25 protein-coding genes are annotated in these 26,756 nt (G+C 60.3%); 13 read left to right on the top strand and 12 right to left on the bottom strand.

Going from position 1 to position 26,756, the window contains the following annotated elements:
* Positions 1–41: 41 nt before the first annotated feature.
* From RGAI101_RS16555 to RGAI101_RS16540, 4 genes are read left to right on the top strand one after another with little or no spacing between them, the layout of a single operon-like run.
* Entirely contained in the window at positions 42–680 is a 639-nt protein-coding gene (locus RGAI101_RS16555) for a glutathione S-transferase family protein (RefSeq protein WP_008226402.1), read from the top strand.
* Positions 681–698: 18 nt separating this feature from the next.
* Positions 699–1,910: an acetyl-CoA C-acetyltransferase gene (locus RGAI101_RS16550; RefSeq protein ID WP_008228447.1), complete on the top strand. Its 1,212-nt coding sequence runs from the start codon at positions 699–701 to the stop codon at positions 1,908–1,910.
* The gene (locus RGAI101_RS16545) at positions 1,910–2,209 is read left to right on the top strand and encodes a hypothetical protein (protein WP_008229395.1); all 300 of its coding nucleotides are present in this window, start codon (positions 1,910–1,912) and stop codon (positions 2,207–2,209) included. The genes RGAI101_RS16550 and RGAI101_RS16545 overlap by 1 nt, the downstream gene beginning before the upstream one ends.
* A 25-nt stretch (positions 2,210–2,234) precedes the next feature.
* A complete protein-coding gene (locus tag RGAI101_RS16540) occupies positions 2,235–4,436 on the top strand; it encodes a 3-hydroxyacyl-CoA dehydrogenase NAD-binding domain-containing protein (RefSeq protein ID WP_008227622.1) in 2,202 nt (733 codons plus the stop codon).
* A gap of 239 nt (positions 4,437–4,675) precedes the next feature.
* Here RGAI101_RS16540 and RGAI101_RS16535 read toward each other — a convergent pair whose 3' ends face one another.
* Entirely contained in the window at positions 4,676–5,317 is a 642-nt protein-coding gene (locus RGAI101_RS16535; protein ID WP_008227435.1) for a Hint domain-containing protein, read from the bottom strand.
* 238 nt (positions 5,318–5,555) lie between these two features.
* Positions 5,556–6,212, bottom strand: coding sequence for a sulfotransferase family 2 domain-containing protein (locus RGAI101_RS16530; protein WP_037228584.1), 657 nt, complete (start codon positions 6,210–6,212; stop codon positions 5,556–5,558).
* A 218-nt stretch (positions 6,213–6,430) separates the two neighbouring features.
* On the opposite strand from RGAI101_RS16530, the gene RGAI101_RS16525 reads away from it, so the two are divergent.
* The gene (locus RGAI101_RS16525; protein ID WP_037228582.1) at positions 6,431–8,053 is read left to right on the top strand and encodes an AMP-binding protein; all 1,623 of its coding nucleotides are present in this window, start codon (positions 6,431–6,433) and stop codon (positions 8,051–8,053) included.
* 178 nt (positions 8,054–8,231) lie between these two features.
* On the top strand, positions 8,232–9,377 hold the full coding sequence (gene ribB / locus RGAI101_RS16520) for a 3,4-dihydroxy-2-butanone-4-phosphate synthase (protein ID WP_008225825.1): 1,146 nt from the start codon (positions 8,232–8,234) through the stop codon (positions 9,375–9,377).
* Positions 9,378–9,431: 54 nt separating this feature from the next.
* Here the strand turns inward: ribB and RGAI101_RS16515 are convergent, their stop codons facing one another.
* Complete coding sequence (locus tag RGAI101_RS16515) at positions 9,432–9,902, bottom strand: GNAT family N-acetyltransferase (RefSeq protein WP_037228579.1); 471 nt, start codon at positions 9,900–9,902, stop codon at positions 9,432–9,434.
* Positions 9,903–10,012: 110 nt separating this feature from the next.
* On the opposite strand from RGAI101_RS16515, the gene RGAI101_RS16510 reads away from it, so the two are divergent.
* Together RGAI101_RS16510 and RGAI101_RS16505 are read left to right on the top strand one after the other, a co-directional pair.
* Positions 10,013–11,026: a hypothetical protein gene (locus RGAI101_RS16510; protein WP_008227829.1), complete on the top strand. Its 1,014-nt coding sequence runs from the start codon at positions 10,013–10,015 to the stop codon at positions 11,024–11,026.
* A 9-nt stretch (positions 11,027–11,035) separates the two neighbouring features.
* A complete protein-coding gene (locus tag RGAI101_RS16505) occupies positions 11,036–11,767 on the top strand; it encodes an SGNH/GDSL hydrolase family protein (protein ID WP_008226126.1) in 732 nt (243 codons plus the stop codon).
* Here RGAI101_RS16505 and RGAI101_RS16500 read toward each other — a convergent pair.
* The 5 genes from RGAI101_RS16500 to RGAI101_RS16480 all read right to left on the bottom strand — a co-directional run bounded on the left by RGAI101_RS16500 (position 11,764) and on the right by RGAI101_RS16480 (position 16,856).
* The gene (locus RGAI101_RS16500) at positions 11,764–13,089 is read right to left on the bottom strand and encodes an SPOR domain-containing protein (protein WP_008229128.1); all 1,326 of its coding nucleotides are present in this window, start codon (positions 13,087–13,089) and stop codon (positions 11,764–11,766) included. The genes RGAI101_RS16505 and RGAI101_RS16500 overlap by 4 nt on opposite strands.
* Before the next feature lie 91 nt (positions 13,090–13,180).
* Complete coding sequence (upp, locus tag RGAI101_RS16495) at positions 13,181–13,813, bottom strand: uracil phosphoribosyltransferase (RefSeq protein WP_037228575.1); 633 nt, start codon at positions 13,811–13,813, stop codon at positions 13,181–13,183.
* 146 nt (positions 13,814–13,959) lie between these two features.
* The gene (locus RGAI101_RS16490; protein WP_008227123.1) at positions 13,960–15,153 is read right to left on the bottom strand and encodes a phosphopentomutase; all 1,194 of its coding nucleotides are present in this window, start codon (positions 15,151–15,153) and stop codon (positions 13,960–13,962) included.
* Positions 15,153–16,457, bottom strand: coding sequence for a thymidine phosphorylase (locus RGAI101_RS16485; protein WP_008227726.1), 1,305 nt, complete (start codon positions 16,455–16,457; stop codon positions 15,153–15,155). Before RGAI101_RS16485 ends, RGAI101_RS16490 begins: the two co-directional genes overlap by 1 nt.
* A gap of 3 nt (positions 16,458–16,460) precedes the next feature.
* A complete protein-coding gene (locus RGAI101_RS16480) occupies positions 16,461–16,856 on the bottom strand; it encodes a cytidine deaminase (protein ID WP_008229005.1) in 396 nt (131 codons plus the stop codon).
* A gap of 258 nt (positions 16,857–17,114) precedes the next feature.
* On the opposite strand from RGAI101_RS16480, the gene RGAI101_RS16475 reads away from it, so the two are divergent.
* On the top strand, positions 17,115–19,388 hold the full coding sequence (locus tag RGAI101_RS16475) for an NADP-dependent malic enzyme (RefSeq protein WP_008228766.1): 2,274 nt from the start codon (positions 17,115–17,117) through the stop codon (positions 19,386–19,388).
* Between the two features lie 60 nt (positions 19,389–19,448).
* Here RGAI101_RS16475 and RGAI101_RS21630 read toward each other — a convergent pair whose 3' ends face one another.
* The gene (locus tag RGAI101_RS21630) at positions 19,449–19,577 is read right to left on the bottom strand and encodes a hypothetical protein (RefSeq protein ID WP_008228895.1); all 129 of its coding nucleotides are present in this window, start codon (positions 19,575–19,577) and stop codon (positions 19,449–19,451) included.
* Between the two features lie 274 nt (positions 19,578–19,851).
* On the opposite strand from RGAI101_RS21630, the gene RGAI101_RS16465 reads away from it, so the two are divergent.
* The gene (locus RGAI101_RS16465; RefSeq protein WP_008226709.1) at positions 19,852–21,747 is read left to right on the top strand and encodes a propionyl-CoA synthetase; all 1,896 of its coding nucleotides are present in this window, start codon (positions 19,852–19,854) and stop codon (positions 21,745–21,747) included.
* Between the two features lie 463 nt (positions 21,748–22,210).
* Here the strand turns inward: RGAI101_RS16465 and RGAI101_RS16460 are convergent, their stop codons facing one another.
* Both RGAI101_RS16460 and RGAI101_RS16455 read right to left on the bottom strand, forming a co-directional pair.
* On the bottom strand, positions 22,211–22,411 hold the full coding sequence (locus tag RGAI101_RS16460) for a CsbD family protein (protein WP_008228644.1): 201 nt from the start codon (positions 22,409–22,411) through the stop codon (positions 22,211–22,213).
* 109 nt (positions 22,412–22,520) lie between these two features.
* A complete protein-coding gene (locus RGAI101_RS16455; RefSeq protein ID WP_037229733.1) occupies positions 22,521–23,276 on the bottom strand; it encodes an NAD kinase in 756 nt (251 codons plus the stop codon).
* 169 nt (positions 23,277–23,445) lie between these two features.
* Here RGAI101_RS16455 and glyA point away from each other — a divergent pair, with 169 nt between their 5' ends.
* Together glyA and RGAI101_RS16445 are read left to right on the top strand one after the other, a co-directional pair.
* Positions 23,446–24,723, top strand: coding sequence for a serine hydroxymethyltransferase (gene glyA / locus RGAI101_RS16450; protein ID WP_008227526.1), 1,278 nt, complete (start codon positions 23,446–23,448; stop codon positions 24,721–24,723).
* A gap of 288 nt (positions 24,724–25,011) precedes the next feature.
* Positions 25,012–25,407 carry a (R)-mandelonitrile lyase gene (locus RGAI101_RS16445; protein WP_008227097.1) on the top strand — a complete coding sequence of 132 codons (396 nt, stop codon included), beginning with the start codon at positions 25,012–25,014 and terminating at the stop codon, positions 25,405–25,407.
* Here RGAI101_RS16445 and RGAI101_RS16440 read toward each other — a convergent pair.
* Positions 25,404–25,778 carry a hypothetical protein gene (locus RGAI101_RS16440; RefSeq protein WP_037228570.1) on the bottom strand — a complete coding sequence of 125 codons (375 nt, stop codon included), beginning with the start codon at positions 25,776–25,778 and terminating at the stop codon, positions 25,404–25,406. The genes RGAI101_RS16445 and RGAI101_RS16440 overlap by 4 nt on opposite strands.
* 55 nt (positions 25,779–25,833) lie before the next feature.
* On the opposite strand from RGAI101_RS16440, the gene RGAI101_RS16435 reads away from it, so the two are divergent.
* Positions 25,834–26,598 carry an alpha/beta fold hydrolase gene (locus RGAI101_RS16435; RefSeq protein WP_008227279.1) on the top strand — a complete coding sequence of 255 codons (765 nt, stop codon included), beginning with the start codon at positions 25,834–25,836 and terminating at the stop codon, positions 26,596–26,598.
* Positions 26,599–26,756 lie beyond the last annotated feature (158 nt).

The raw sequence follows: 26,756 nt of genomic DNA, 5'->3' as shown, positions 1-26,756 counted from the left end.
ACGCTGACCCACGCAGATAAAAACACCAAAGGGAGGCTCAGATGACCATTGAACTATATTGCTTCGGCGAAAGCGGGAACGCCTACAAGGCAGCACTTGCCCTGGAACTTTCCGGTCTTGACTGGACACCGGTCAAGGTCGATTTTTTCGGCGGCCAGACCCGCTCGGCCGAATACCGGGCAGACGTCAACGCCATGGGAGAAGCGCCGGTCATGATCGACGGCGACCTTCGGCTGACGCAATCCGGCGTCATTCAGGACTACGTCACGGAAAAATCTGGCAAGTTTGGCGGCAAGGATGCGACTGAGCGGCGCGAGGTCTTACGCTGGGTGCTTTGGGACAACCACAAGCTCAGTTCGAACGCGGGCATGACCCGGTTTCTGATGAACTTCCTGCCAGAGGACAAACGCCCGCAAGAGGTCATCGGCTTTATGCAGGGCCGCCTGGCCGCAGCTTATGCCGTGCTGAACGACCACCTTGAGGGGCGCGACTGGATCGTGGGTGACGGGATCACCAACGCCGATCTTAGCTGCTGTGGCTATCTGTATTATCCCGAACCTTTCGGTTTCAACCGCAAGGATTGGCCCCACATCGACGCGTGGCTTACGCGTCTGAGCGAAACACCGGGCTGGAAGGCCCCGTATGACCTGATGCCCGGCAGCCCCGCTGACCGCGCTTGACCTAAAGGGAGACACCTGATGACCGAAGCTTACATCTACGACGCATTGCGCACACCGCGCGGCAAGGGCCGCAAGGACGGCGCGCTGCACGAATTGACGTCGTTGCGCCTGTCCGCACTCACCCTGAACGCCCTAAAAGAACGTAACAATCTCGAGGGCCACGCGGTCGAGGATGTGATCTGGGGCAACGTGACCCAGGTCATGGAACAGGGCGGCTGCCTTGCACGCTCTGCCGTGTTGGCATCCGATCTGGATGAACGCATTCCAGGTCTTGCGATCAACCGTTTTTGTGCCTCCGGTATGGAAGCCGTCAACCTGGCTGCAAACCAGATCAAAGGCGGTGCGGGCATGGCCTATATCGCTGGCGGCGTCGAAATGATGGGCCGCGTGCCCATGGGCAGTGACGGGGCCGCGATCGCGGTTGATCCGACGCTTGCGATGGAAAAATACTTTGTACCGCAGGGCATTTCGGCTGACATCATCGCCACCGAATACGGCTTTACCCGTGAAGAGGCCGACCAACTGGCCGTCAAATCCCAGCAACGCGCCAATATGGCGTGGGACGAAGGCCGCTTTGCCAAATCTGTCATCGACATCAAGGATCAGAACGGTTTGTCCATTCTAAGCCACGATGAGTACATGCGCCCCCAAACCGACATGCAGTCGCTGGGCGCGCTGAATCCGGCGTTCCAGCAGATGGGCGAAGTCATGCCCGGCTTCGACAAGGTCGCGCTGATGAAGTACCCGCATCTGGAAAAGATCAACCACATCCACCACGCGGGCAATTCATCGGGGATCGTCGACGGGGCCGCGGCCGTGCTGATCGGCAACAAGGAATTTGGCGAAAAATACGGCCTGAAGCCCCGCGCCCGCATCCGCGCCACAGCCAAGATCGGCACCGATCCGACGATCATGCTGACCGGCCCCGTGCCCGTGACCGAAAAGATCCTTGCCGAGAATGGCATGAAGATCGGCGACATCGACCTGTTCGAAGTCAACGAAGCCTTCGCCGCTGTGGTCATGCGTTTCATGCAGGCGTTTGACGTCGACGACAGCAAGGTGAACGTCAACGGCGGCTCCATCGCGATGGGTCACCCCTTGGGCGCGACAGGTGCCATGATCATCGGCACGCTGCTGGACGAGCTTGAGCGCTCCGACAAGGAAGTCGGCATGGCCACGCTTTGCATCGCATCCGGCATGGGTGCCGCAACAATAATCGAGCGGGTCTAATGGGCGATCAACCACACCCCTTTCTTGCCATCGCCGAAATGGCCCCCAAAAAGGGCTTGAAGGATCTGAAGGTCAAAGTTGAACGCGGCGGTGCCTATGTACGCTTGTACCAAGACGCCCCACCGCTGTTCTTCAAGCACCGCAATGATCCAAGCGACAGCTTTGACCGCGAGAGTTTCAACAACTCCAAGCGGATCCTGCTGAGCGAGGAAGATTGCCAGGCTGGCCCACAAGCCACGATCGAATTGATCCGATCGCTGCTTGAAAAATTCGCTGATTACACACCTCAGCGCTCCTAACACACTCCAATTCAGGGAGAGATAAATGACCGATTTCACAATGAAGACAGACGCGGACGGCGTCGCCATCATCACCTGGGACGTGCCCGGCAAGTCCATGAACGTCATGTCGATCGAAGGGTTGTCCGAACTGGACGCGATCATCGACACCGTCTTGTCCGACGACAGCATCAAAGGCGCTGTCATCACCTCTGGCAAGGACGGGTCGTTCGCGGGCGGGATGGACCTGAACCTGCTGGCCAAGATGCGCGAAGACGCGGGCGACGATCCTGCCAAGGGTCTGTTCGAGGGCACGATGCAAATGCACGCCCTGCTGCGCAAGATTGAACGCGCCGGCATGGATGCCAAGACCAACAAGGGCGGCAAGCCGATCGCGTCCGCCCTGCCCGGCACGGCTGCTGGTATCGGGCTGGAGCTGCCCTTGGCCACGCACCGCATTTTCGTAGCCGACAACCCCAAAGCCCGCATCGGCCTTCCCGAGATTCTGGTCGGTATTTTCCCCGGCGCAGGCGGCACGACCCGTCTGACACGCAAACTGGGTGCGATGGGGGCTTCGCCTTTCCTGCTTGAGGGCAAGATGGTTGCCCCCGCCGCCGCGAAATCTGCGGGCCTGATCGACGAGGTTGTTGCCGATCCGGTCGCCGCCGCGAAAGAGTGGGTATTGAACGCCAAGGATGCGGATATTCTGAAACCCTGGGATGCAAAGGGTTACAAGATGCCCGGCGGCACGCCCTACCACCCTGCGGGTTTCATGACTTTTGTCGGTGCCAATGCGATGGTCAACGGCAAGACCCAAGGGGCGTTCCCCGCAGCCAAGGCACTGTTGAGTGCTGTTTACGAAGGGGCCTTGGTGCCGTTTGATACCGCGCTCAAGATCGAGGCGCGCTGGTTCACCAACATCCTGATGAACCCGTCGTCTTCGGCCATGATACGGTCGCTGTTCCTGAACAAGGAAGCGCTTGAAAAAGGGGCTGTGCGCCCCGAAGGCGTGCCGGACCAGCGCGTCAAAAAGCTGGGCGTTCTGGGCGCGGGCATGATGGGCGCGGGCATTACGCTGGTGTCCGTTCAGGCTGGCATCGAGGTCGTGCTGATCGACCAGACCCAGGAAGCTGCGGACAAGGGCAAAGCCTATTCTGCCAGTTTCTTTGACAAGGGCATCGCACGTCGCAAATCCACCGAAGAAAAGAAGCAGGCCGCACTGGACCTGATTACCGCAACCACCGATCTGGACGCGCTGAAGGGCTGCGACCTGATCATCGAAGCGGTTTTCGAAGATCCTGCCGTCAAGGCCGAGATGACCAAGAAGGTCGAAGCGGTGATCCCCGAGGATTGCATCTTTGCCTCCAATACCTCGACCTTGCCGATCACGGAGCTGGCCAAGGCGTCGTCGCGTCCAGATCAGTTCATCGGCATCCACTTCTTTTCGCCGGTCGAAAAGATGCTGCTGGTCGAGATCATCAAGGGCAAGGAAACCGGCGACCGTGCCGTTGCCAAATCGCTTGATTACGTGCGCCAGATCCGCAAGACGCCCATCGTGGTTAACGACGCGCGGTTCTTCTATGCCAACCGCTGCATCATCCCTTACGCCAATGAAGGCGCGCGGATGATCACCGAAGGCGTGGCCCCGCAACTGGTGGATCACGCGGCGCAATTGCTGGGCTTCCCTGTAGGGCCCGTACAGTTGACCGATGAGACATCCATTGATCTGGGGGCCAAGATCGCCCGCGCGACCAAGGCTGCGATGGGCAATGCCTATCCGGCCAGCCAGGCGGATGATCTGATCTTCTGGATGGAAGATCTGGGCCGTCTGGGCCGCAAGGCCAATGCCGGATTCTTTGACTATGACGAAAAGGGCAAGCGTCAGGGGTATTGGAAAGGCATGCACGACAAGTTCCCGCTGGCCGAGGAACAGCCAGATCTGCGCGATGTGCAGGACCGTCTGATGTTCGTGCAGGTGCTTGAGGCTGTGCGTGCGTTGGAAGAAGGCGTGTTGGAAGACATCCGCGAAGGCGACGTTGGCGCGATCCTTGGCTGGGGCTTTGCGCCGTGGTCCGGTGGTCCGTTCAGCTGGCTCGACATCCTTGGGGCACCCTATGCGGCTGAACGCTGTGATCAGCTGCAAGCCAAGTTTGGCGATCGCTTTGCCTGCCCTGACCTGCTGCGCGAGATGGCGGAAAAGGGGCAGACGTTCTACGGCCGCTTTGGTCCGGATGCCAAGGCCGCCTAAAACGTTGCGCCACCGAATAAGAACCTACGGTCAGCAGTTTCCTGCTGGCCGTTTTTAATTCATGCGATGCGCATGTACCGCGCATTCATGGCAAAGGTAGTCAGCGGCACCATCACAGCCGCACTGGCCCTACCTACCCTGCCGCCCGAGACAACGGCACGAAAAAGGGGCCGCAACAGCGACCCCAGTCTAGGGATAGGAAACAGGCGCTTTGGCTCGACGGGCTGCAGGCCCTTCGATCAGCCAGCAGCCGCCATCACCGGATAGCCGATGTCGGTGCCGTTCTGGCTTTCAAGCTCGAAACACGCGACCAGTTGTTCGGCCTCGCCCGCCCCCAACACTTCGTACTCCGAAAAGGTACCGTCAATCAGGCGGTCCAGCGTCGTGGTGGTCGAGGGGCACAAGATCAACGCGCCGCCCTCGGCATAGATGACCTGATCGTCCTTGAACGAGATCGAGATCAGTTCGATCCGGGTTTTCGGAGGGGCGCGGTGGATGCCATTCACGTTTTCCAGCGCGCGGACCACGACAACAGCGAACGGATCGCCATAAAGATCGCTTGCCGCTTCACATTCCAGCATCACGCCCTGATCCGGCAGCAAGGTCAGCTGCTCCTTGTTGCCCAAGGCATCGGCAGGCACGATGACCGGCCACAAGGCGGGCTCTGTCTGTTCAGCGTCAAGGCAGATGGTGACCCGGCGAATATCGGTGATTTCCTTCATGCCATTGTCGAAGGTCAGAACCATGTCGCCCTTTGCCAGTGATTCAACACCGCGCCAGCCCATCATCGTTGCAACCCGCGTGCCAGCCATCAGCCCGTGCGACGCCGCCTCGAGACCGCCATCGAAAGCACCCGATATCTCGGCTGCGCGATAATTCATTTTCTTCGTCTTAGAAGCCCAACCAAACATAACGTTCCATCCCAATGGCACCAAGCTGTTCATAACAGCGTCTCAACTACATGATTAATAAGCGGCGATTCGAATGGCCCAAGAGTGCCGAGAAAACGGTATCATTAAGGCATTAACCAAGTATCGACCGCAATCGCGGGTCAGCGTCCCCGATTGCCGCACTATATGACGACAATTTCGCTACCTGCGGTTAACGACTGTGCGAAAATTAAGACGCTGATTCGAAGTGATATCCGAAGCGCGCGATGTCTTCGGCGCAGATCGCCTCGACCAGTTTGCGCAGCTCGGGCGTGTAGAACGATTGGTAATCCTCCGCCCTGTCAGAGACGTTTTCTCGCGGCAAACTCAGCTTGAACCCCAGATGGTCGAACAACGGTGCCGCGTCCTGCGCGAAATGTTCAAGCCGGATGAAAAGGTTGCTTTGGTCATGCCCCGCACCATCGCGCAGGTAGGCCCCGTATGGCGATTGCTTCAGGCTATCTTGCAGAAACGGCGTTTTCAGAAAGTCAGCAAAACCGTTTTTTTTGGCAAGGGCAACCGCCGGATGATCAAAGCTCTGGCCGCGCAGCCAGTGATAATAGCTGACGATGCGGTCCCACGGGTTGCGCACCAAGGCAAAGGCGAACATCCCTGCGATCTCGTCGCGGGTCAGCAGGCCTTCGATGTCCGCCAGGGTCGAATGTTTCCAAAGCCGCCCAGCCGATGGCACGTCCCTCAGGCGCTTGCGTCGTTTCAACGCTTTCGGCGTGTCGCCCAGCATCATGTCGTCTTTCATGGCGCGATCTTCCAGTGCCAGTGCCATCGACGTGCCCCCGGTCTTGGGGATGTGCACAAAGATATAGTTGCGCCCCTTGCTGATGATCATGCCGCCCTCTTCCTTCCGGTATATGGTGTTCATAGATCGGTCACGGACTGCAAGGTTCCAACCGTTGCTGCCCCGTGATTGGACCCCCAGCCGCATCCGGCACGACCCCCACCAAAGTCACATATGTTCCATGGTAATGATCTGTTTATTCCTTTCAACTTCACACGCGCAGCGCAATACTCTTGCTTGAAACGCGTGTTGTCGAAAAAGGAAACGCCATGGGATGGATGACCAACGAAACCGGGCTTGATAAATGCCGGGCCAATTATGTCCCGCTTAGCCCCCTGTCGCACCTGCAACGCGCCGCAAAGGTGTTTCCGGACGTTTTGGCTGTGTCCTATGGCGCGCACAGGGTCAGCTATGCGCAGTATCACGCGCGGTGCAGCCGGTTGGCCGCCGCGCTGAACGCCATGGGTGTCGCATCAGGAGAGGTCGTGGCGACCGTGTTGCCCAACATCCCCGCGCAGGCAGAGGCGCATTTCGGCGTGCCCGCCTGCGGTGCCGTCCTTAACACCATCAACACGCGTCTTGATGTCGATACGGTCACATATATCCTGGATCATGGCGAGGCAAAGGTCGTGCTGGCCGACACCCAGTTCATTGATCTGGTCGAAGCGGCCTGCGCCGTTTTGAACACGCCCCCCCGGATCATCGAAGTGCCGGATGCCGATGCCGGTTTTCCCGCAACCGGACGGCATCTGGCCTACGAAGACCTGCTGGCCCAGGGCGATCCTGACTTTGACTGGCGAATGCCGCAGGACGAATGGGAAAGCCTTGCGCTGAACTATACCTCGGGCACGACGGGGCGGCCCAAGGGCGTGGTGTATCATCACCGCGGGGCGTATCTGATGACGATGGGTACGGTGATCAGTTGGCGCATGGTGCTGCGCCCGGTTTTCATGCAGATCGTGCCGCTGTTTCACTGCAACGGCTGGAACCACACCTGGATGATGCCCCTTCTGGGCGGCACTTTGGTCTGCTGTCGCGACATCACCGCCGCCGCGATATACAATGCGATCGCGGATGAAGGCGTGACACATTTCGGCGGCGCGCCGATTGTGTTGAACCTGATGGTCAATGCCTCTGATGCCGAACGCCGCAGCTTTGATCATCAGGTGGAAGTCTTTACCGCAGGGGCTCCTCCGGCCCCTGCTACCCTGTCGAAAATCGAAGCTTTGGGGTTCAACGTCACGCAGGTTTACGGGCTGACTGAAACATATGGCCATGTCACTGAATGCCTGTGGTCCAGCGACTGGGACAATCTGCAAGGGCCTGACCGCGCCGCGATCAAGGCGCGCCAGGGCGTCGCCATGCCGATGATGGAGGACATCACCGTTCTGGACGCCGACATGGTTCAGGTCCCGATGGACGGGGCAACCCAGGGCGAAATCATGATCCGCGGAAATTCGGTAATGAAAGGGTACTTCAAGAACCCGACCGCCACGGCCGAGGCATTCGCGGGCGGCTATTTCCATTCGGGCGATCTGGCGATCCAGCATCCCGACGGCTATATGCAGATCGCCGACCGCGCCAAGGACATCATCATCTCGGGCGGGGAGAACATATCTTCCGTCGAGGTCGAAGGCGTGTTGATGGGTCACCCTGACGTGAACCTTGCCGCCGTGGTAGCCAAACCCGATGACAAGTGGGGCGAGGTTCCCTGCGCCTTTGTGGAGCTGAAACCCGGCAAAACGGGCGACGAGACCGAGATGATCGCTTTTACCCGCAAGACGTTGGCGGGGTTCAAAACGCCCAAGAAAGTGGTGTTTCAGGAGTTGCCGAAAACCTCGACCGGGAAAATCCAGAAATTCGAACTGCGCAAGCTGGCGGCGACGCTTTAGGGGCGCGACCCTGATGGACACCCAGCACCACGCCAAGGGGTGCTGCAGCGCAGGTTGCGATGCGACACGCCGTCACTATATCGCATGGCACCTTCTGCGAAACTTTCGTAAAGGTCGCAGGATTTCTTGAACCGCGCAGCGCGAGGCGTCGGTAAAAGCAGAATAAGGGAAGAAACAGATGATAAAACCCGTAGATAAATCCGGCACCCATGACGTGCCCGGCGAAGTAGAAAACAGTCTGCGCCATGCGATTTCGCCGATCGAGGAAATCATCGAAGAGGCCCGAAATGGCCGCATGGTCATTCTGGTCGACCATGAAGACCGCGAAAACGAAGGCGATCTTTATATTCCGGCCGAGAAATGCACGCCCGAAGCTGTGAACTTTATGGCCACCTACGGGCGCGGGCTGATCTGCCTGACGCTGACCTCCGACCGGATCGCCGCCCTTGAGCTGCCGCAGATGGCGCGGGCAAATTCGATGCGTCACGAGACCGCTTTTACCGTTTCGATCGAGGCCCGCGAAGGCATCACCACAGGCATTTCCGCCTATGACCGCGCCAAGACCGTAGCGGATGCGATCAACCCCAACAAAGGCCCGCAAGACCTTGCGTCTCCGGGGCACGTGTTTCCGCTGCGCGCGCGCGACGGCGGCGTTCTGGTCCGTGCCGGCCATACCGAAGCATCGGTTGACGTTTCGCGCCTTGCCGGGTTCGGGCCTTCGGGTGTGATCTGCGAGATCATGCAGGACAATGGCCACATGGCGCACCTGCCCGAGTTGATCGAGTTCGGCAAAAAGCACGGCCTGAAGATCGGCGCGATCTCGGATTTGATTGCGTATCGCCGCCGCCACGACAATCTGGTGCGCGAAACCATGTCCCAGACCGTCACTTCGGCCTTTGGTGGCGAATGGATGATGCGGGTCTTTACCGACCAGGCCGAAGGCATCGAACATGTCGTGCTGACCAAGGGCGACATCACCACACCCGAACCGGTTCTCGTGCGGACCCATTCGCTGACCTTGCTGAGTGATGTTCTGGGCATCAGCAGCGGCCCGTCGGGCGAATTGAACCGCGCCATGGAAATCGTCGCCGAAGAAGGGCGTGGTGCCGTGTGTTTGTTCCGTGACCCCCATGTCAAATTGATCCGGGGCGAAGATACAGGCACCCGCACCATCAAACAGACCGGTCTGGGTGCGCAGATCCTGTCGTCGATGGGGATTCACGAGCTGATCTTGCTGACGGATCATCCGCGCACGCGCTACGTCGGGCTGGATGATTACGACCTGAACATCGTTGGTACCCGACCGATCACCACGCCGGAATAGACCCGTAGTCTGGATCAGGGTGCCTATGGGGCGGCCTGATCCACTCTGTTTAACCTAGGTCAAAACCACCTGTCTCTCATAGCGCCATACCTTGACCACCAGCGGGCCCTGCGCGGTTTCGACCTCGTAGGGGATGACGCCCGCCCGCACCCAGCCGGATTTCTCGTAAAAGCGCGCGGCGCGGTCATTGCCCACGGTACAGGCCAGCCATTTCAGCCCCTCGCCCAACGCCGCCTCGGCCCCGTGCATCAGCTTGGACGCGCTACCTGATCCTTGGAAGGCGGCGCTGATGTAAAACTGATAAAGCTCGTCCCGATCCAGCATGAAGAAACCGGCGATCTGCCCGTCGATCCAGGCGACATGGGTCTTTTCCAGATGCGCGTCCGTACGGGTGGCAAATTCTTCGGGGCTGCGCAGTGCGGTCAGGGCATCAGGCACGATCGCCGCATGGGCCTGATGCCAGCCCCTGTGCCAGATCGTAGCGATCGCGGCTGCATCGGCAGGCTGCGCAGGCGTGATTTTCATGTCGTGTTTTCCTCTTGGCATGCACGGTGATGCTGTCGCAAACCAGCCCATTGCTCAAGGGCTGACAGATGGTAAAGTGGGCAAAACAATTTGGCAGTACATCACACCTTATGACGGCCCTCAAGAAATACGCGCGCCTCGAAGCGACGGCCCTGTGGCGTGCAGGACCCGAAGTCCAGCGCCGCGAAGTGATCGTGTCCATCGGCGATGCGACACTGGTGATTTCGGACCTCAAGGACCAAGCGCTGACACATTGGTCCTTGGCCGCCGTGGACCGCGCAAACCCCGGCACGCGCCCCGCGATCTTTCACCCTGACGGCGATCCTTCCGAAACCCTCGAGATTGCCGACAACGAAGCCGAGATGATCGACGCCATCGAGACCCTGCGCCGCGTGGTCGAACGCGGCCGCCCCAAACCCGGCCGCTTGCGTCTGTTCGGGGTCATGACGTCCATGTTGCTGGTGCTGGCGCTAGCAGTATTCTGGCTGCCCGGTGCCTTGCAGGATCACACCTTGCGCGTTGTGCCCGTGGTCAAGCGCGTATCAATCGGGGCCTCCCTGCTCAGGCAGATCGAAAGGGTGTCGGGCCTTGCCTGTACCAACCCGCGCGGCACCACTGCGCTGGCCAAACTGGGCACGCGCCTGTCCGCCGGGCCGCTGGTGGTCTTACCTGCGATGACCCGCGCCAGCCTGCATCTGCCCGGCGGGACCGTCGTGCTGAACAAGACCCTGTTCGAAGACTATGAATCTCCAGACGTGGCAGGCGGGTACATCCTGTCCGAACTGGTGCAGCGCGCCGACAGCGACCCCTTGCGCGACATGCTTGCCGTCATCAGCTTGCGCGAGAACTTTCGCTTGCTCACCACCGGAGAGGTGTCTGACGCAGCCCTCGAAAGCTATGCGGAACATCTGATGAGCCTTGGCGATCAGCAAGCCGCACTGGACCCGCTGATCGCGCGTTTCGAAGCCGAAAACCTGCACAGCACCCCCTATGCTCTGGCGCGCGATATCACCGGAGAAACGACGCTGGCGCTGATCGAAGGTGACCCTATGGCGGGCAAGGAGACTGCGCCGCTGATCTCGGATGCGGACTGGTTGCGCGTGCAGAACATCTGTGGCGGTTGAACGGCTGGCATGCTGAACTTTGCCACACGCCTTGCCCTGTCGCCGCTGTTGCTGGCGCAAGGCCTGTCCGTGCGCGCCAACGCCCTGCACCTGCCCGAAGCCTTGGGCCCCCGGACAGGTCGTCTTGGGTCCGGTCCGAACCTGTCACTGCTGATCCTGGGCGATTCATCGGCTGCGGGTGTCGGGGTTGATTACCAGAACGATGCGCTTGCCGGGCAGCTGACCGGGCTTTTGGCCGATCGTTTTACGCTCGACTGGCAACTTGTCGCGAAAACCGGTGCCACCACACGCACCGCCTTGCAGTGGCTTGAATCACATCCGCCGGCCCCCATCGACATCATCGTGACAGCCCTCGGGGTGAATGATGTGACCCATGCTGTGCCGTATCCGCTATGGCTGCGCCAGCAAAAACGCATGTTCGCGCGGATCAGGATGCTGTTCGCACCGCGCATGATCTACGTCTCCGGCGTGCCGCCCTTGGGCAGTTTTCCGATCCTGCCACAGCCGCTGCGCTGGTCCTTGGGCAAGCAGGCGCAGCGCTTTGATGCGGGCCTGTCTCGCTTGGTGCACACGTCCTCATACATCCGCCACGTCCCTTTCAACAGGCCGCTTTTGCCCTCGCAGATGGCGCGGGACGGATTTCACCCCGGTCCCGAAATCTACAGCGAGTGGGCAAAGGAAATGGCCAGCCGGATAGTCTCTGACTGGCCACAAGAGACTGAAGCGGTACGTGAAACCTAGCGGATGTAGGCATCCTTGAATCCGACGCCGCGCAATTTGCCCAGCGCCGCTGGCGCGCGTGCCGCGCCGAAGGGACCCGCCTGAACTGACAGATAAGTCTTGCCGCCTCTTGTCGATTTCCCGATCCGTGCACCCATGCCCATCTTTGCAATCCGATGTGCCGTCTTTTGCGCATTGGCGCTGCTGGCGAACACGCCGACCTGAACATAGGTGCTGTCGGTCGCTTGGACCTTGGCAGGTGCGGCACGGGTTGTCTTGGGTGCGGAACGCGTCGAATAAATCGGCTGGCGCGTCACAAGGGCGGCTTTCCGGTTGCGCACGATCTTCTTGACCAGCTGGCCATCGCGTGTCGCGAACGTCACCTGCCCCAGCTCACGTTCCTGCTGCGCGATGGTGGTATAGGGATAGACCAGCGGCACTTGCGCTGTCATGTCCCGCCCGTCGGCCGGATTGATCAACCGGCGCGGCACCGTGTTTGTCCAGATCAGCAGCATCTGCGACCGGCCCGCCAACGTCTGTTCAGCGCGCCTTTCGTTCAGACGGTCGTCTGTCCAAACCGATTTGTATCCTTTCGGAACAGACACATTGCCATTGGTGTGCACCCGTGCCTGCGCCACATGCAGCGGTGCAATCCGCGTGTGCGGGCCGATTGCAGCCGCACTTGGCGCTGCTGTGACTGTCTTTGTCCCATAACCGGGGGCCGCCGTGCGCGTCGCAGAGGCGACCGGTGCACGGGAGGGCAGAATCTTTTCCGCCTGCGGCCCACAGCGTACCGCGAGCTTGGCGGTTGGCGATCCCGAATACCGCTGGCTCAACGCGGAACGGCCTGCGCATACGGCAGCCGATTGCACCGGCGCAGCGGGTGCTGGCACGGCTTTGGGGGCTGCAACGACGACAGGGGCTGTCTGACGCACAGATTTCGGTGCCGTCTGCCGCACGACAACCGGGGCTGCAGGTACCTTGGGAACCGGACGGGGGGCCACCTTGGCGACAGGTGCCGTTTGGGCCGGTGTGGAATTGAGCGTGATCTGCATAGGCGCTGCCACCGCAGTACTCGGGGCCGTGGTGACTGCTGTGCCGACATTCGTGGGCTTAAAGCCACAAACACCTTCGCGTTTACGCGACACGCGGGGGACCCAGGTGACGTTTCCGTCAATCCCCGCGCGGATGAACACGCACCCCTTGCTGTCGACGTATTGCTTGCCCTTGTAGGACGCCGGTGGAAATTCCGACGGCTGCCGGTCAAAGGATTGCGCCTGCGCAGCGCCGGTGCCAAGCGACCCCATGATCACCGCGATTGCAATAATTCTAGTAAATCTCATATGCGCCCCCACACGATATAGTGTGGAAACAATGCGCCATCAGAGAATCACTGTAAAGCACTCCTGACACAATCCTGCCATTTTCAGGCTATTATTTCGTCCCGAACATCCGATCCCCGGCATCGCCCAGTCCCGGAACGATATAACCGGCCTCGTTCAGCTTCTCATCCACGGCCGCCGTGATGATCGGCACGTCGGGATGCGCCTCTTGCATGCGCTGGATGCCCTCGGGTGCCGCCAGCAAGCACAGGAACCGAATATTCGTCGCGCCTGCTTCTTTCAGCATATCAATCGCCGCAACCGACGAATTGCCCGTCGCCAGCATGGGGTCCACGGCAATGACCAACCGGTCGTCCAGTCCTTCGGGCACCTTGAAATAATACTTTACGGGCTGCAGCGTCTCTTCATCGCGGTACAACCCGACAAACCCCACCCGTGCCGACGGGATCAGCTCAAGCACCCCGTCCAGCAAACCGTTGCCCGCCCGCAGGATCGAAATCAGCGCCAGTTTCTTGCCATCCAGGGTCGGGGCGTCCATCGGCTGCATGGGCGTGTCGATGCGCTTGGTCGTCATCGGCAGACCGCGCGTCACCTCATAAGCCAAAAGCTGGCTGATTTCGCGCAGCAACTGCCGGAACACGGCCGTCGGCGTTTCCTTGTCGCGCATGATGGTCAGTTTGTGCTGCACCAGCGGGTGATCCACAACGGTCAGATATTCGGACATAAGCGCGCTCTCCATTTTGTTTGACCGATTGTTTGCCCCGAAACGGCCATGCCCGCAACCTCCGGGCAGGCCCAGATCTTCATTTTGCCGGATAAACTCCGGGGGAATCGCGGCCTGCCGCGATGGGGGCTGGCCCCCAAGCCGCCCTAGCCCGGAACCGCCACGCCCAAATGCCCGGCAACCAAGGCAGCCACGTCCCGGAACCCGATCAACCCCAAGCGCCCTGCCCCAAGGCCAGCGACAAGAACCGGCACCTGTTCGCGGGTATGATCGGTCCCGACCCAGGTCGGATCATTCCCGTGGTCCGCTGTCAGCACCATGATGTCCCCTTCACGCAGCTTGCCGATCAACTTGCCAATTTCAGCGTCAAACCACTCCAGCGCGCGGGCATAGCCGGACACATCGCGCCGGTGCCCGTAAAGGCTGTCGAACTCCACGAAATTCGCAAATGTCAGGCTACCGTCGGTGGCTGTTTCGACCAGATCGCCCAGATGCCGGATAAGCACATCATCCGGCCCTTTGCGCAGTTCATCAAAACCGGTCATCGAAAAGATATCTCCGATCTTTCCGACCGCATAGACATGGCCCCCGGCGTTTTGCACCCAATTGCTCAGCACCGGTGAAGGGGGTGCAATCGCAAAGTCGCGCCGGTTCGGGGTACGGACGAAACCTGTCTCCTCATCCCCGACGAAAGGCCGTGCAATCACGCGCCCCACCTTCATCTCATGGGCAATCGGGGCCATGCGCGCACAGAGGTCCAGCAACCGTTGCAGACCAAAACTTTCCTCATGCGCCGCAATTTGCAACACGCTATCCGCAGAGGTGTAGCAGATCGGAAAGCCCGTCTTGATATGTTCGGCCCCGAATTGCTCGATGATGGCGGTACCGGGCGCATGGCAATTGCCCAAGATCCCCTCGGTCCCCGCAAATTCGGCCAATTGTGCGACCAATTCAGGCGGGAATGAATTCGTGACGTCCGGGAAATAATGCCACTCCCACGGGACGGGGAGCCCGGCCAATTCCCAATGACCGGATGGCGTATCCTTGCCGCGCGACACCTCGGACGCAGCCCCCCAAGTGCCCGTCACATCGCCGTCGAGCCCGTCGGCGCGCAGTCCGCTTGACAGTTCAACCGCCGCGCCCAGCCCCAGTGCGACCAAATTCGGCACGTGCAATGGCCCGGACCGACCGTCTTCGGCCCGCCCCAGCGCGCAGGCCTGCGCGATATGGCCAACGGTATTGGCCCCAGTATCAGGCACCTCACCGTTAAAGAAAGTACCGGCATCGGCGGCACCGCCTATGCCGGCGGAATCCATGACCACCAGAAAAGCACGCGCCATCAGCCGATCCTTTCGATGATCAATTCAGGCACCTCAACCGGCTGTGCCGAAATCGTAATCGCCTGCCGGACAGCGTGGGCCGCCCCATCAGCATCGTCCGGACGTAGGGCATGAACGGCGGCCAACGGCGCCCCCTTGCCAATTTTCGCCCCCAAACGCACCACGTTCGACAGCCCGACGGCAGGATTGATCTGGTCACTTTCCACCACGCGCCCGCCCCCAAGGGCAACGACCGCCATCCCAAGCGCTTCGCCGTCAATCGCCGTCACATATCCTGCATGTTCAGCGGCCACCTCGCCGATGATCGGTGCCTCGGGCAGATACCGGCTCCAGTCTTCCACGAACTTGGTGGGGCCTCCCATGGCGGCAATCATTTTGCCGAACCGCTCGGCGGCGTGGCCCTCGCGGATCGCGCGCACAATTGCATCCGCCCCGGCTTGCACATCCTGTGTCAGCCCCGAGTTGGCCAGCAACACGCCCCCCAACGCGGCACAGACCGACACGATCGGCCCTGTGGTCTGGCCGGTCAGCACCCGCATGACCTCGGCCACCTCCAGCGCATTGCCAAGGCTTGGGACAAGCGGTTGGCTCATGTCACTGATCACAGCGGTCGTGCGACACCCGCTGGCATTCGCGGTCTTGGTCAGCGCAGAAGCCAGCGCCTGCGCCTGCGCCAGATCCTTCATGAAGGCACCACTGCCGACCTTGACGTCCAGCACCAGCCCCTGCAAACCCGCCGCCAGTTTTTTGGACAGGATCGAGGCGGTGATCAAATCCAAGCTGTCCACCGTCGACGTGACATCACGCACCGCGTAAAGCCGCTTGTCCGCAGGGGCCACATCCGCCGTCGCCCCGACGATTGCGCAGCCCACCTCGCTGACGACATGACGAAACTGCGCCTCGTCCAACTGCGCACTCACGCCGGGGATCGCTTCGATCTTATCCAGCGTACCGCCCGTATGGCCCAGACCGCGCCCCGAAATCATCGGCACAAAAGCCCCGCAGGCGGCCAAGGCAGGGGCCAGCACCAGACTGACGCAATCACCGACACCGCCGGTGGAATGCTTGTCCAGAACAGGTCCGTCCAGATCCCACGCCAATACCCGGCCGCTGTCGCGCATCGCCATCGTCAACGCCACGCGGGCAACATCGCTCAGGCCCACATGACATACGCCCATGGCAAAGGCCCCGGCCTGCGCGTCGCTGACGCGTCCGTCGGCCAGCGCTTTGGCAAACCACACCAGTTCATCACGGTTCGGCGACTGCTTGTGGCGTAGCTTGGCAAGGATGGTGCGGGCGTTCATGCGTCAAATATCCATATGGCCGCGCCCGAACGCCCCTGGCAAAAGCTCGGACAGTTGCATGACCTCTTCCACCCCCGACACGGTCGCCATCGTGACTTTCACATCCGGCTTGCCAAATTCTGCCAGCTTTTGACGACATCCGCCACAGGGCGTCACCGGCATCGGACTGCCCGCAATCACATAGGCCTCGACAAATTCGGTCTCGCCGGCGGCAACCATCGCTGCGATCGCCCCGGCCTCGGCACAGGTGCCTTCCGGATAAGCCACGTTTTCGACATTGCACCCGACATAGACAGCACCAGACCGCGCCCGCAGCGCCGCCCCGACCTTGAAGTTGGAATACGGCACATAGGCATTGTCCCGGACATCACCGGCTTTTTGTCTCAGATCATCGCTCATAAGCTTCCCTTTTCGAAAACTATAAAAACCTTTGAACAAAGTTGCGATGGTAAAAGAACAATAACCTTCCCCCTTCATTTTGCCAGACAAACTCCGGGGGAATCGCGGCCTGCCGCGATGGGGGCTGGCCCCCATGCCCCGGGCCAGACAATCAAACCGGTCAAATGCCAGGTTGGCGCGGCGCAAAATATAGTTTAGCACTAAACCACTCTGAAATGGCCCCCTTGAACAGGCCAATCTTGCAAAGGAATGCACCTCATGACCGAAGCGCCGAACCTGCGCGAAGCCGCGCTCGATTACCACGCATTCCCGAAACCCGGCAAGCTCGAGATCCGCGCGACCAAGCCGCTGGCCAACGGTCGTGATCTGGCCCGCGCCTATTCCCCCGGCGTCGCCGAGGCCTGCCTCGAAATCAAGGCGGATCCCTCAACCGCCGCCCTGTACACCACCCGCGCAAATCTGGTCGGTGTGGTCACCAACGGCACCGCCGTGCTGGGGCTGGGAAACATCGGCGCGCTGGCCTCCAAACCGGTGATGGAGGGGAAAGCCGTCCTGTTCAAGAAATTCGCCAACATCGACTGCTTTGACATCGAGCTGAATGAAAACCAGCCCGAAAAGCTGGCCGAACTGGTTTGCGCGCTTGAACCCACCTTCGGCGCGATCAATCTGGAAGACATCAAAGCGCCCGATTGCTTTACGGTCGAACGCATCTGCCGCGAACGGATGAACATTCCCGTCTTCCATGACGACCAGCACGGGACCGCAATCGTGGTGGGTGCCGCGGTGAAAAACGCGCTGTTCGTCGCGAAAAAGAAATTCGAAGACATCAAAATCGTCTCGACCGGTGGCGGCGCTGCGGGGATTGCCTGCCTCAACATGCTGCTGAAACTGGGTGTCAGACGTGAAAATGTCTGGCTTTGCGATATCCACGGCCTCGTCTACGAGGGCCGCGAGGTCGACATGAACCCGATCAAGTCCGAATATGCCCAAGCGTCGGATTTGCGCGATCTTGATGACGTGATCCATGATGCCGATCTGTTTCTGGGCCTCTCCGGGCCCGGTGTGCTGACGCCCGAGATGGTGCAAAAAATGGCCCCGCGCCCAATCATCTTCGCACTGGCCAACCCCACCCCCGAAATCATGCCGGACCTTGCCCGCGCGGTGGCACCCGACGCCATCATCGCGACGGGCCGGTCGGATTTCCCCAATCAGGTCAACAACGTCCTGTGTTTCCCCTTCATCTTCCGCGGTGCGCTGGACGTCGGCGCAACCACAATCAATGACGAGATGAAGATCGCCTGCATCGACGGGATCGCAGCACTTGCCCGCGCCACCACCTCGGCCGAAGCCGCCGCCGCCTATCAGGGGGAGCAACTGACCTTCGGCCCGGATTATCTGATCCCCAAACCCTTTGATCCGCGCCTGATCGGCGTCGTCTCTTCCGCGGTGGCCAAGGCCGCGATGGACACCGGCGTCGCCACGCGCCCGATTGACGATCTGGCCGCCTACCGTCGCAAGCTCGACAGCTCGGTCTTCAAGTCCTCCATGCTGATGCGCCCTGTGTTCGAAGCCGCCCGTGCCGCCCCCCGCCGTATCGTCTTTGCCGAGGGCGAGGACGAGCGCGTGCTGCGCGCTGCACAGGCCATGGTCGAGGAAACCAGCGAACGCCCGATCCTGATTGGCCGCCCCGAGGTGATCGAACGGCGCATCGAAAAGGCCGGGCTGACGATCAAGCTTGGCGAAACGGTCGATCTGGTGAACCCCGAAAACGACCCGCGCTACCGCGACTATTGGGAGACATATCATAACCTGATGGCCCGCCGCGGCGTGTCACCCGACATTGCGCGTGCGATCATGCGCACAAATACCACAGCCATCGGGGCCGTCATGGTGCACCGCGATGAAGCCGACAGTTTGATCTGCGGCACCTTCGGTGAATTCCGCTGGCATATGAATTACATCGAACAGGTGCTGGGCCGCGATGGCCGCCGCCCGCACGGTGCCCTGTCGTTGATGATCCTCGAAGACGGGCCGCTGTTCATCGCTGACACTCAGGTGCATCTGCACCCGACCCCCGAACAGATTGCCGAAATCGCCATCGGGGCCGCGCGCCACGTGCGCCGTTTCGGGATCGAACCCAAAATCGCGCTCTGTTCGCAAAGCCAGTTCGGAAATCAGGGCGAAGGCAGCGGCAAACGTCTGCGGGCCGCCATGCGCCTGCTGGACGCGGGCAACCACGACTTCTGTTACGAGGGCGAGATGAACATCGACACCGCGCTTGATGCGGAATTGCGCAACCGTCTGCTGCCCTCGAACCGGATGGAGGGGGCGGCGAACGTCCTGGTCTTCGCCCATGCCGATGCGGCGTCGGGCGTGCGTAACATTCTGAAAATGAAGGGCGGCGGCCTTGAAGTCGGGCCGATCCTGATGGGCATGGGCAACCGTGCGCATATCGTATCGCCGTCGATCACTGCGCGGGGTCTGCTGAATGTCGGGGCCATCGCCGGCACGCCCGTGGCCGAATACGGCTGAAGTCAAAACGACAAACGCCGCCCTTGAACAGGGCGGCGTTTATGTCAAAGCGGCATGTGATTATCTGGCGGATTTGCCGCCTTTGGGGGCAAACACCGGCTTGATTTCCGCCGCCAGGCTCACCGGTTTTTTGGCAGGCCGTGCGTCGGCCTTGGCCTTTTTCTTCTTGTTGGCGATCTTGTCACCCATGGTACGCAACCTTTGTGCAATGGTAACAGGCCTGAACGGGCTGGCCTGCATTTATAAGGTTATCATGCCCCGCAGCGCCAGCTGATCCATATTCGACATATCGGCATGGATTCGACATTCACCGCCATGCTGGTTTGTAAATTTCGCGGACATCCAGCCGACAATGGCTGTAAATTTTCTTTCCGGATGAATTCGGGCACCGACCAATAACCTTGCCCTGCCCCGCATCTGTGGCCTACCAAAGGATCAACGCGATCACGGGAGGGAGCCGCACATGGGATACCAAGAGGTTTACAAAAGCTGGCAGGACAATCCTGAAGCCTATTGGCTGGATCAAGCCAACGCCATCGACTGGGTCGAGGCCCCCACCCAAGCGATGTTCAACAAAGGCAATGACCTGTATGAATGGTTTGCGGATGCCAAGGTAAACGGCTGCTACAACGCCGTCGACCGTCACGTTGAAAACGGCCGCGCCGATCAGGTGGCGATCATCCATGACAGCCCCATCACCGGCACCCAGACCAAGATCACATTCGCCGAATTGCAGACCCGCGTCGCATCTGTTGCCGGGGCCTTGCAGGCCAATGGCGTGACCAAAGGCGACCGCGTCATCATCTATATGCCCATGGTCCCCGAAGCGCTTGAGGCGATGCTGGCCTGTGCGCGCATCGGTGCGGTGCATTCAGTGGTCTTCGGTGGCTTTGCCGCGAATGAACTGGCTGTGCGGATCAACGATTGCACACCCAAGGCGATCATCGCGGCCTCTTGCGGGTTGGAGCCCAACCGCATCGTAAACTACAAGCCCTTGCTGGATGGCGCGATCGAGCAGTCCGATCACAAGCCCAATTTCTGTCTGATCCTGCAACGCGAACAATCCCCCTGCGATCTGATTGCAGGCCGTGATCTGGATTGGCACGAAGCCCAAGAGGGCGTCACCCCCGCCGAATGTGTTTCGGTCGAAGGCAACCACCCCGCCTATATTCTTTACACCTCGGGCACCACCGGCGCGCCCAAGGGCGTGGTCCGGCACACGGCCGGCCATTTGGTCGCGCTCAACTGGACGATGAAAAACATCTATGGCGTCGATCCCGGCGATGTGTTCTGGGCCGCGTCCGACGTGGGTTGGGTCGTGGGCCACAGCTATATCTGCTATGGTCCGCTGATCCACGGGAACACCACGATCGTTTTCGAAGGCAAGCCTGTCGGCACCCCCGATGCGGGCACCTTCTGGCGCGTAATCGAAGAACATAACGTGCGCAGTTTCTTTACCGCCCCCACCGCCATCCGTGCCGTCAAACGCGAGGACCCCAAGGGCGAAGAGATTGGCAAATATGATATTTCGTGTCTTCGCGCGCTGTATCTGGCCGGTGAACGCGCCGACCCGGACACCGTCATCTGGGCGCAGGAAAAGCTGGGCGTGCCTGTCTATGACCATTGGTGGCAGACCGAAACCGGCTTTACCATCGCAGGCAACCCGGCGGGGCTTGAGGCGTTGCCGGTCAAGGTCGGGTCACCCACCGTGCCGATGCCCGGCTATGACGTGCAAATTCTGGACGAAGCAGGCCACGCGCAACCTGCGGGCACGTTGGGGTCCATCGCGATCAAGCTGCCCCTGCCCCCCGGCACTTTGCCCACGCTTTGGAATGCCGAAGACCGTTTCCGCAAAAGCTATCTGACCACCTATCCCGGCTATTACGAGACCGGCGATGCGGGCATGATCGATGAAGACGGCTATCTGTACATCATGGCGCGCACCGATGACGTGATCAATGTCGCCGGTCACCGCCTGTCCACCGGCGCGATGGAGGAGGTCCTTGCCGCCCACCCCGACGTCGCCGAATGTGCCGTGATCGGGGTCAGCGACGCGCTGAAAGGCCAAGCGCCGATGGGTTTCGTCTGCCTGTCCAAAGGCGTGAACCGCCCTCATGCCGAGATTACTGCCGAATGCGTCAAGATGGTGCGCGACCAGATCGGCCCTGTCGCAGCCTACAAGCTGACATTGGTGGTGGATCGCCTGCCCAAGACGCGATCCGGCAAAATATTGCGCGCGACGATGGTCAAACTGGCGGATTCCGAGCCATTCAAACTGCCCGCCACCATCGACGATCCTGCCATTCTGGACGAAATCAAGACAGCCCTGCAAACCATCGGTTACGCGCAGGAGAAATAGGCCAACCGCGCAGGGTGACACATGGGTCGCCCTGCGCTGCCCGTCCCCCTCGCCTACGTCCCATAGAAGAGTTGTGAGATTCGATATCTTGGGCTAGGAATTGCAAATCAGATCGCCGGGTCCACGGCGCTGATTTCCAGAAAGTCTTTGTTCAAATGATACTTTTGCGGCTTGCAGCTTTTGAGCAGCAGTTGAAATGGACTGCTGTGGGTTTGGGTATTTCCAGCACAATCAGTCTGGTACAGGGGTGGCAACTTGCGGCGATGATGCTCAGCCTGCCGTTTTGCCTGATATGGGTCTAATGCGGTTGGCTGCGCACAGAACCACAGCTCAAATATCTAAATATCATGTTCTCCGCGCTCTACGTCTACGGCATCGCGCGGTATTTCCTTGTTCAATAAGGGACATTGAAACAAAAAAGCGGCCCCTGACGGGACCGCTTTCTCGTCGATCGAAAACCGACTTAGCTTTGCTTGGCCACAAAGTTGTCGACCTGCTTTTCAGCTTCTTCCTTGGCGACGCCATATTTGGCCTGGATCTTGCCGACCAGCTGGTCACGCTCGCCTGCGGCTTCGGTGACATCATCGTCCGTCAGGTCGCCCCATTCTTCTTTGACCTTACCGGTCATCTGGCTCCAGTTGCCTTTGATTGTATCCCAATTCATAGCGGATCTCCTTCATGTTTTCTGGCGCTTCAAGGCCCACCAAGGTGCCCTGCGCGTCTCATTAAACAAACGTTCCGGTGCCGGTTTTGTTCCGCAGAAAAAGGGACGCTCAGGTGAATTGCTCACTGATCAGACGTTCCTCAAGCCCGTGGCCGGGGTCGAAAAGAATGCTGTGCGAAATGTTCGGGTCCGATGTAATCTCGACCGACACGACATCCCGGTGGGATATGCCATCGGCATCGGCCATGACAGGACGCTTTTCGGGCTCCAACACATCAAAACGCACCGTTGCGGTCTTTGGCAACAGCGCGCCGCGCCACCGTCGGGGCCTGAACGCAGCGACAGCAGTAAGCGCCAGAACATCCGCGCCAATCGGCAGGATCGGCCCGTGCGCTGAATAGTTATAGGCCGTCGACCCTGCCGGCGTGGCAACCAGCGCCCCGTCGCAGACCAGTTCCTCCATCCGAACGCGGCCATCCACCGTAATCCGCAGTTTGGCGGCCTGCGGCCCCTCGCGCAGCAACGCCACCTCGTTCAGGGCCAGCGCCATTGAACTGCGCCCATCCGTATGGGTGGCCTTCATGACCAACGGGTTGATCACTGCTTCCTCTGCCGCATTCAGTCGTTCGACCAGATCGTCAGCAGCATATTCATTCATCAAGAACCCGATGGTGCCCCGGTTCATGCCATAGACCGGCAGCCCAAGCGCCTGAGTGCTGTGCAGCGTCTGCAACATGAACCCGTCGCCGCCCAGCGCCACGATAACATCAGCCTCCTCGGGGGCGACATTGCCGTACCGCGCGCTTAGCACGGCAAGGGCGGTCTGGGCCACTTCGGCGCGGCTGGCAGTAAAGGCGATCTTCATGGGCGCAAGTTTCCAATCAGGGATATTCAGCCCCGAAAGAACCACATTATCTACGGCTCTACCAGCTTTGCCGTTTATGGGGCCGCGTGCGGCGGAATACGACCTTCACGCCGCCGATGCTTTCGGTTAGACAACGCGCAACTCATCCCCGTTTTCAAAGGAACACCCCATGTCCGGTTTCTTCACCAAGTCCCTTTCGCAAGCCGATCCCGAGATCTTCGATGCCATCACAAAAGAACTCGGCCGCCAGCGCAACGAGATCGAATTGATCGCTTCCGAAAACATCGTCTCTGCCGCCGTGATGGAAGCGCAAGGCTCGGTGATGACCAACAAATATGCCGAAGGGTATCCGGGCCGCCGCTACTACGGGGGCTGTGACTTCGTGGATGTGGCGGAAAACCTTGCCATTGAACGCGCCTGCAAGCTGTTCGATTGCGGCTTTGCCAACGTCCAGCCGAACTCGGGCTCTCAGGCAAACCAGGGTGTGTTCACGGCGCTGTTGCAGCCCGGCGATACGATCCTTGGCATGTCACTGGATGCAGGCGGCCACCTGACCCACGGCGCAAAACCGAACCAGTCCGGCAAATGGTTCAACGCGATCCAGTACGGGGTGCGCAAGGAAGACAACCTGCTGGACTATGATCAGGTCGAAGCGCTGGCCAAGGAACACCAGCCCAAGATGATCATCGCCGGTGGATCGGCCGTGCCGCGCCAGATCGATTTCAAACGCATGCGCGAGATCGCCGATATGGTTGGTGCCTACCTGCACGTCGACATGGCCCACTTTGCGGGTCTGGTGGCGGCTGGCGAACACCCGTCGCCCTTCCCCCACGCGCATGTTGCAACGACCACGACTCACAAGACCTTGCGCGGCCCGCGCGGCGGCATGATCCTGACCAATGACGAAGCATTGGCCAAGAAATTCAACTCCGCCATTTTCCCCGGCATTCAGGGCGGCCCGCTGATGCATGTCATCGCTGCCAAAGCCGTCGCCTTCGGCGAAGCGCTACAGCCCGAGTTCAAAACCTACATCAAACAAGTCATCGCAAACGCCCAGGCCCTCAGCGATCAGCTGATCAAAGGCGGGCTCGATACCGTAACCCACGGCACCGACACACACCTACTGCTCGTCGACCTGCGTCCCAAAGGCGTCAAAGGCAACGAGACGGAAAAGGCGCTTGGCCGTGCCCATATCACCTGCAACAAGAACGGCGTGCCATTTGACCCTGAAAAACCGACGGTCACGTCCGGCATCCGCCTCGGCTCGCCCGCCGCCACGACACGTGGCTTCGGCGAGGCTGAATTCCGCCAGATCGCAGACTGGATCATCGAAGTCGTCGACGGTCTGGCCGCCAATGGCGTCGATGGCAACACAGCCGTCGAAGAAAAGGTAAAAGCCGAAGTCGAAGCGCTCTGCGCCCGCTTCCCTATCTACCCCAACCTCTAAACCCCAACGGCCCCCCGTAATTCCAAATGGAAAAAAATCCCGGGGGGCCCTTCAGGGCGGGGGCAGCGCCCCCTCCACCAGAAAATGAAAAGGCCCCGGCAGCATTTGCGTCGGGGCCTTTTCATTAAGCCCAATCCTCAGAGCGTCATCTCTGCCTTCAAGTCCTGCATCACTTTGGAAACAATTGTCTTAACGTGAATTAAGCAGTGTCCGACCGTCGGTATCCCCTTGCCACCTGCCCGTCGCCCATGATCCAGTTCCACAAGGATTTATGCAAAGGACCCGACAATGGATATCAAACACGCTGGCAGCCGCCCCTCCGAAACCGGATCGCCCGACTATTTCACCGGCACCGTGCGCGTTGATCCGGTCGTCTCGGCCCCCGATCCTGCCCGCATCCGCGCGGCGACCGTTACCTTTGAACCGGGCGCGCGCACGGCATGGCACACCCACCCCTTGGGCCAGACGCTGATGGTACTCTCGGGTGCAGGCCTTGCCCAGACCCAAGGCGGCCCGATCACGCCCCTGCGCGCCGGCGATACCGTCTGGTTCGCGCCCGGCGAAAAGCATTGGCACGGGGCTGCCCCCGATTGCGCCATGAGCCATCTCGCCCTACAGGAAGCCCTCGATGGCAAGGCCGTGGACTGGCTCGAACATGTCACCGACGCGCAATATGGCGGCTAGACGTAGCCGCGCCACCACAGATAGCCGATAAATGCCCCCACGACGAAAAGCAGATTGAACGCAATGCTACCGGCAAGCCCCAGCAGCCGGTCCTTACGGTTCTCCTTAACATCAATGGTCCCAAGATGGGCCATCACCGCGTCATAGGATTGCTGGACCTCCGTGCCATCCAGCCTGCGCGCCATCTTGGGGTTCTGCGCAAAAAACGCGGCCTGTGCCAGGGCATTGCCCTTCAGGCGCACGGCTCTGGGCAGCCTGCGGCCCGCCCGCCGCATCGCATGGGCCAGATCGCGCCCCCTCACGCCCAACCGGTCGTGCATCTCGCGCTGTACGGTCTGCGCTTTGGTCTCAATGTCTTTGTGGTCCAGCATTCGAATACCTTAATCCCTCTGGCGCATCTTCCACAATGCCCCTAAATCTACAACCATGCTGAACTATACCGAATATGGCACCGCGACGGATGCCCCCGCCCTTCTGATCGTTCACGGCCTCTTCGGATCCGGCCGCAACTGGGGCGTGATCGCAAAGCGCCTGTCAGACAGCCGCCGCGTCATAACCGTGGACATGCGCAACCATGGCGACAGTCCGCGCGCAGACACGCAAACATACCCCGAAATGGCCGAAGACCTCGCCGAGGTGATCCGCCACATCGGCGCACCGATGGATGTCTGCGGCCACTCGATGGGCGGCAAGACCTCGATGGCTTTGGCGCTGCTGCATCCGGATCTGATCCGCCGGCTTATCATCGCCGACATCGCGCCCGTCGCCTATGATCACAGCCAACAGGAATTCATCGACGCCATGCGCGCCGTTGACCTGACCACCCTTACCCGCCGCTCCGATGCCCAGGAACAGCTCGCTGCTGCCGGGGTCGAACCTGCCTTGCAAAGCTTTTTCACCCAATCGCTGGATGTTGCGACCAAAAGCTGGAAACTCAACCTCGACGTGCTCGAAGCAGAAATGCCCAACATCGTAGGCTGGCCCACAGACATCAGCGGCACCTTCGACGGCCCGACCTTCTTTTTGTCCGGTGCCAAATCGCATTACGTCCTGCCCGAATACCGCCCCGGAATAAAAGCGCTCTTTCCCAACGCATATTTCGCCAAGCTCCCGGGCGTCGGCCATTGGCTCCACGCTGAAAACCCCCGCGATTTCGAAGCGTCCGTGCGCGCCTTCCTCTCCCCCGCCTGACGCCACAGGCCCCTCTTCTCTGGCTCGAAAATATCCCGGGGTTTGGGGCAGCGCCCCAATCCGGCCCGGCCAGGATCAAAACCCGACCGGATACCGCCCTTCCCCCCTTGCACCTCTCCCCCCAAGGCCTATAACGCGGAGAATTTGCAAACATCCGG

The organism is Roseobacter sp. GAI101, assembly GCF_000156335.1.
Taxonomy (GTDB): domain Bacteria; phylum Pseudomonadota; class Alphaproteobacteria; order Rhodobacterales; family Rhodobacteraceae; genus Sulfitobacter.
The sequence above is the reverse complement of the archived record's forward strand: the minus strand, read 5'-3'. Positions and strand labels throughout refer to the sequence as shown.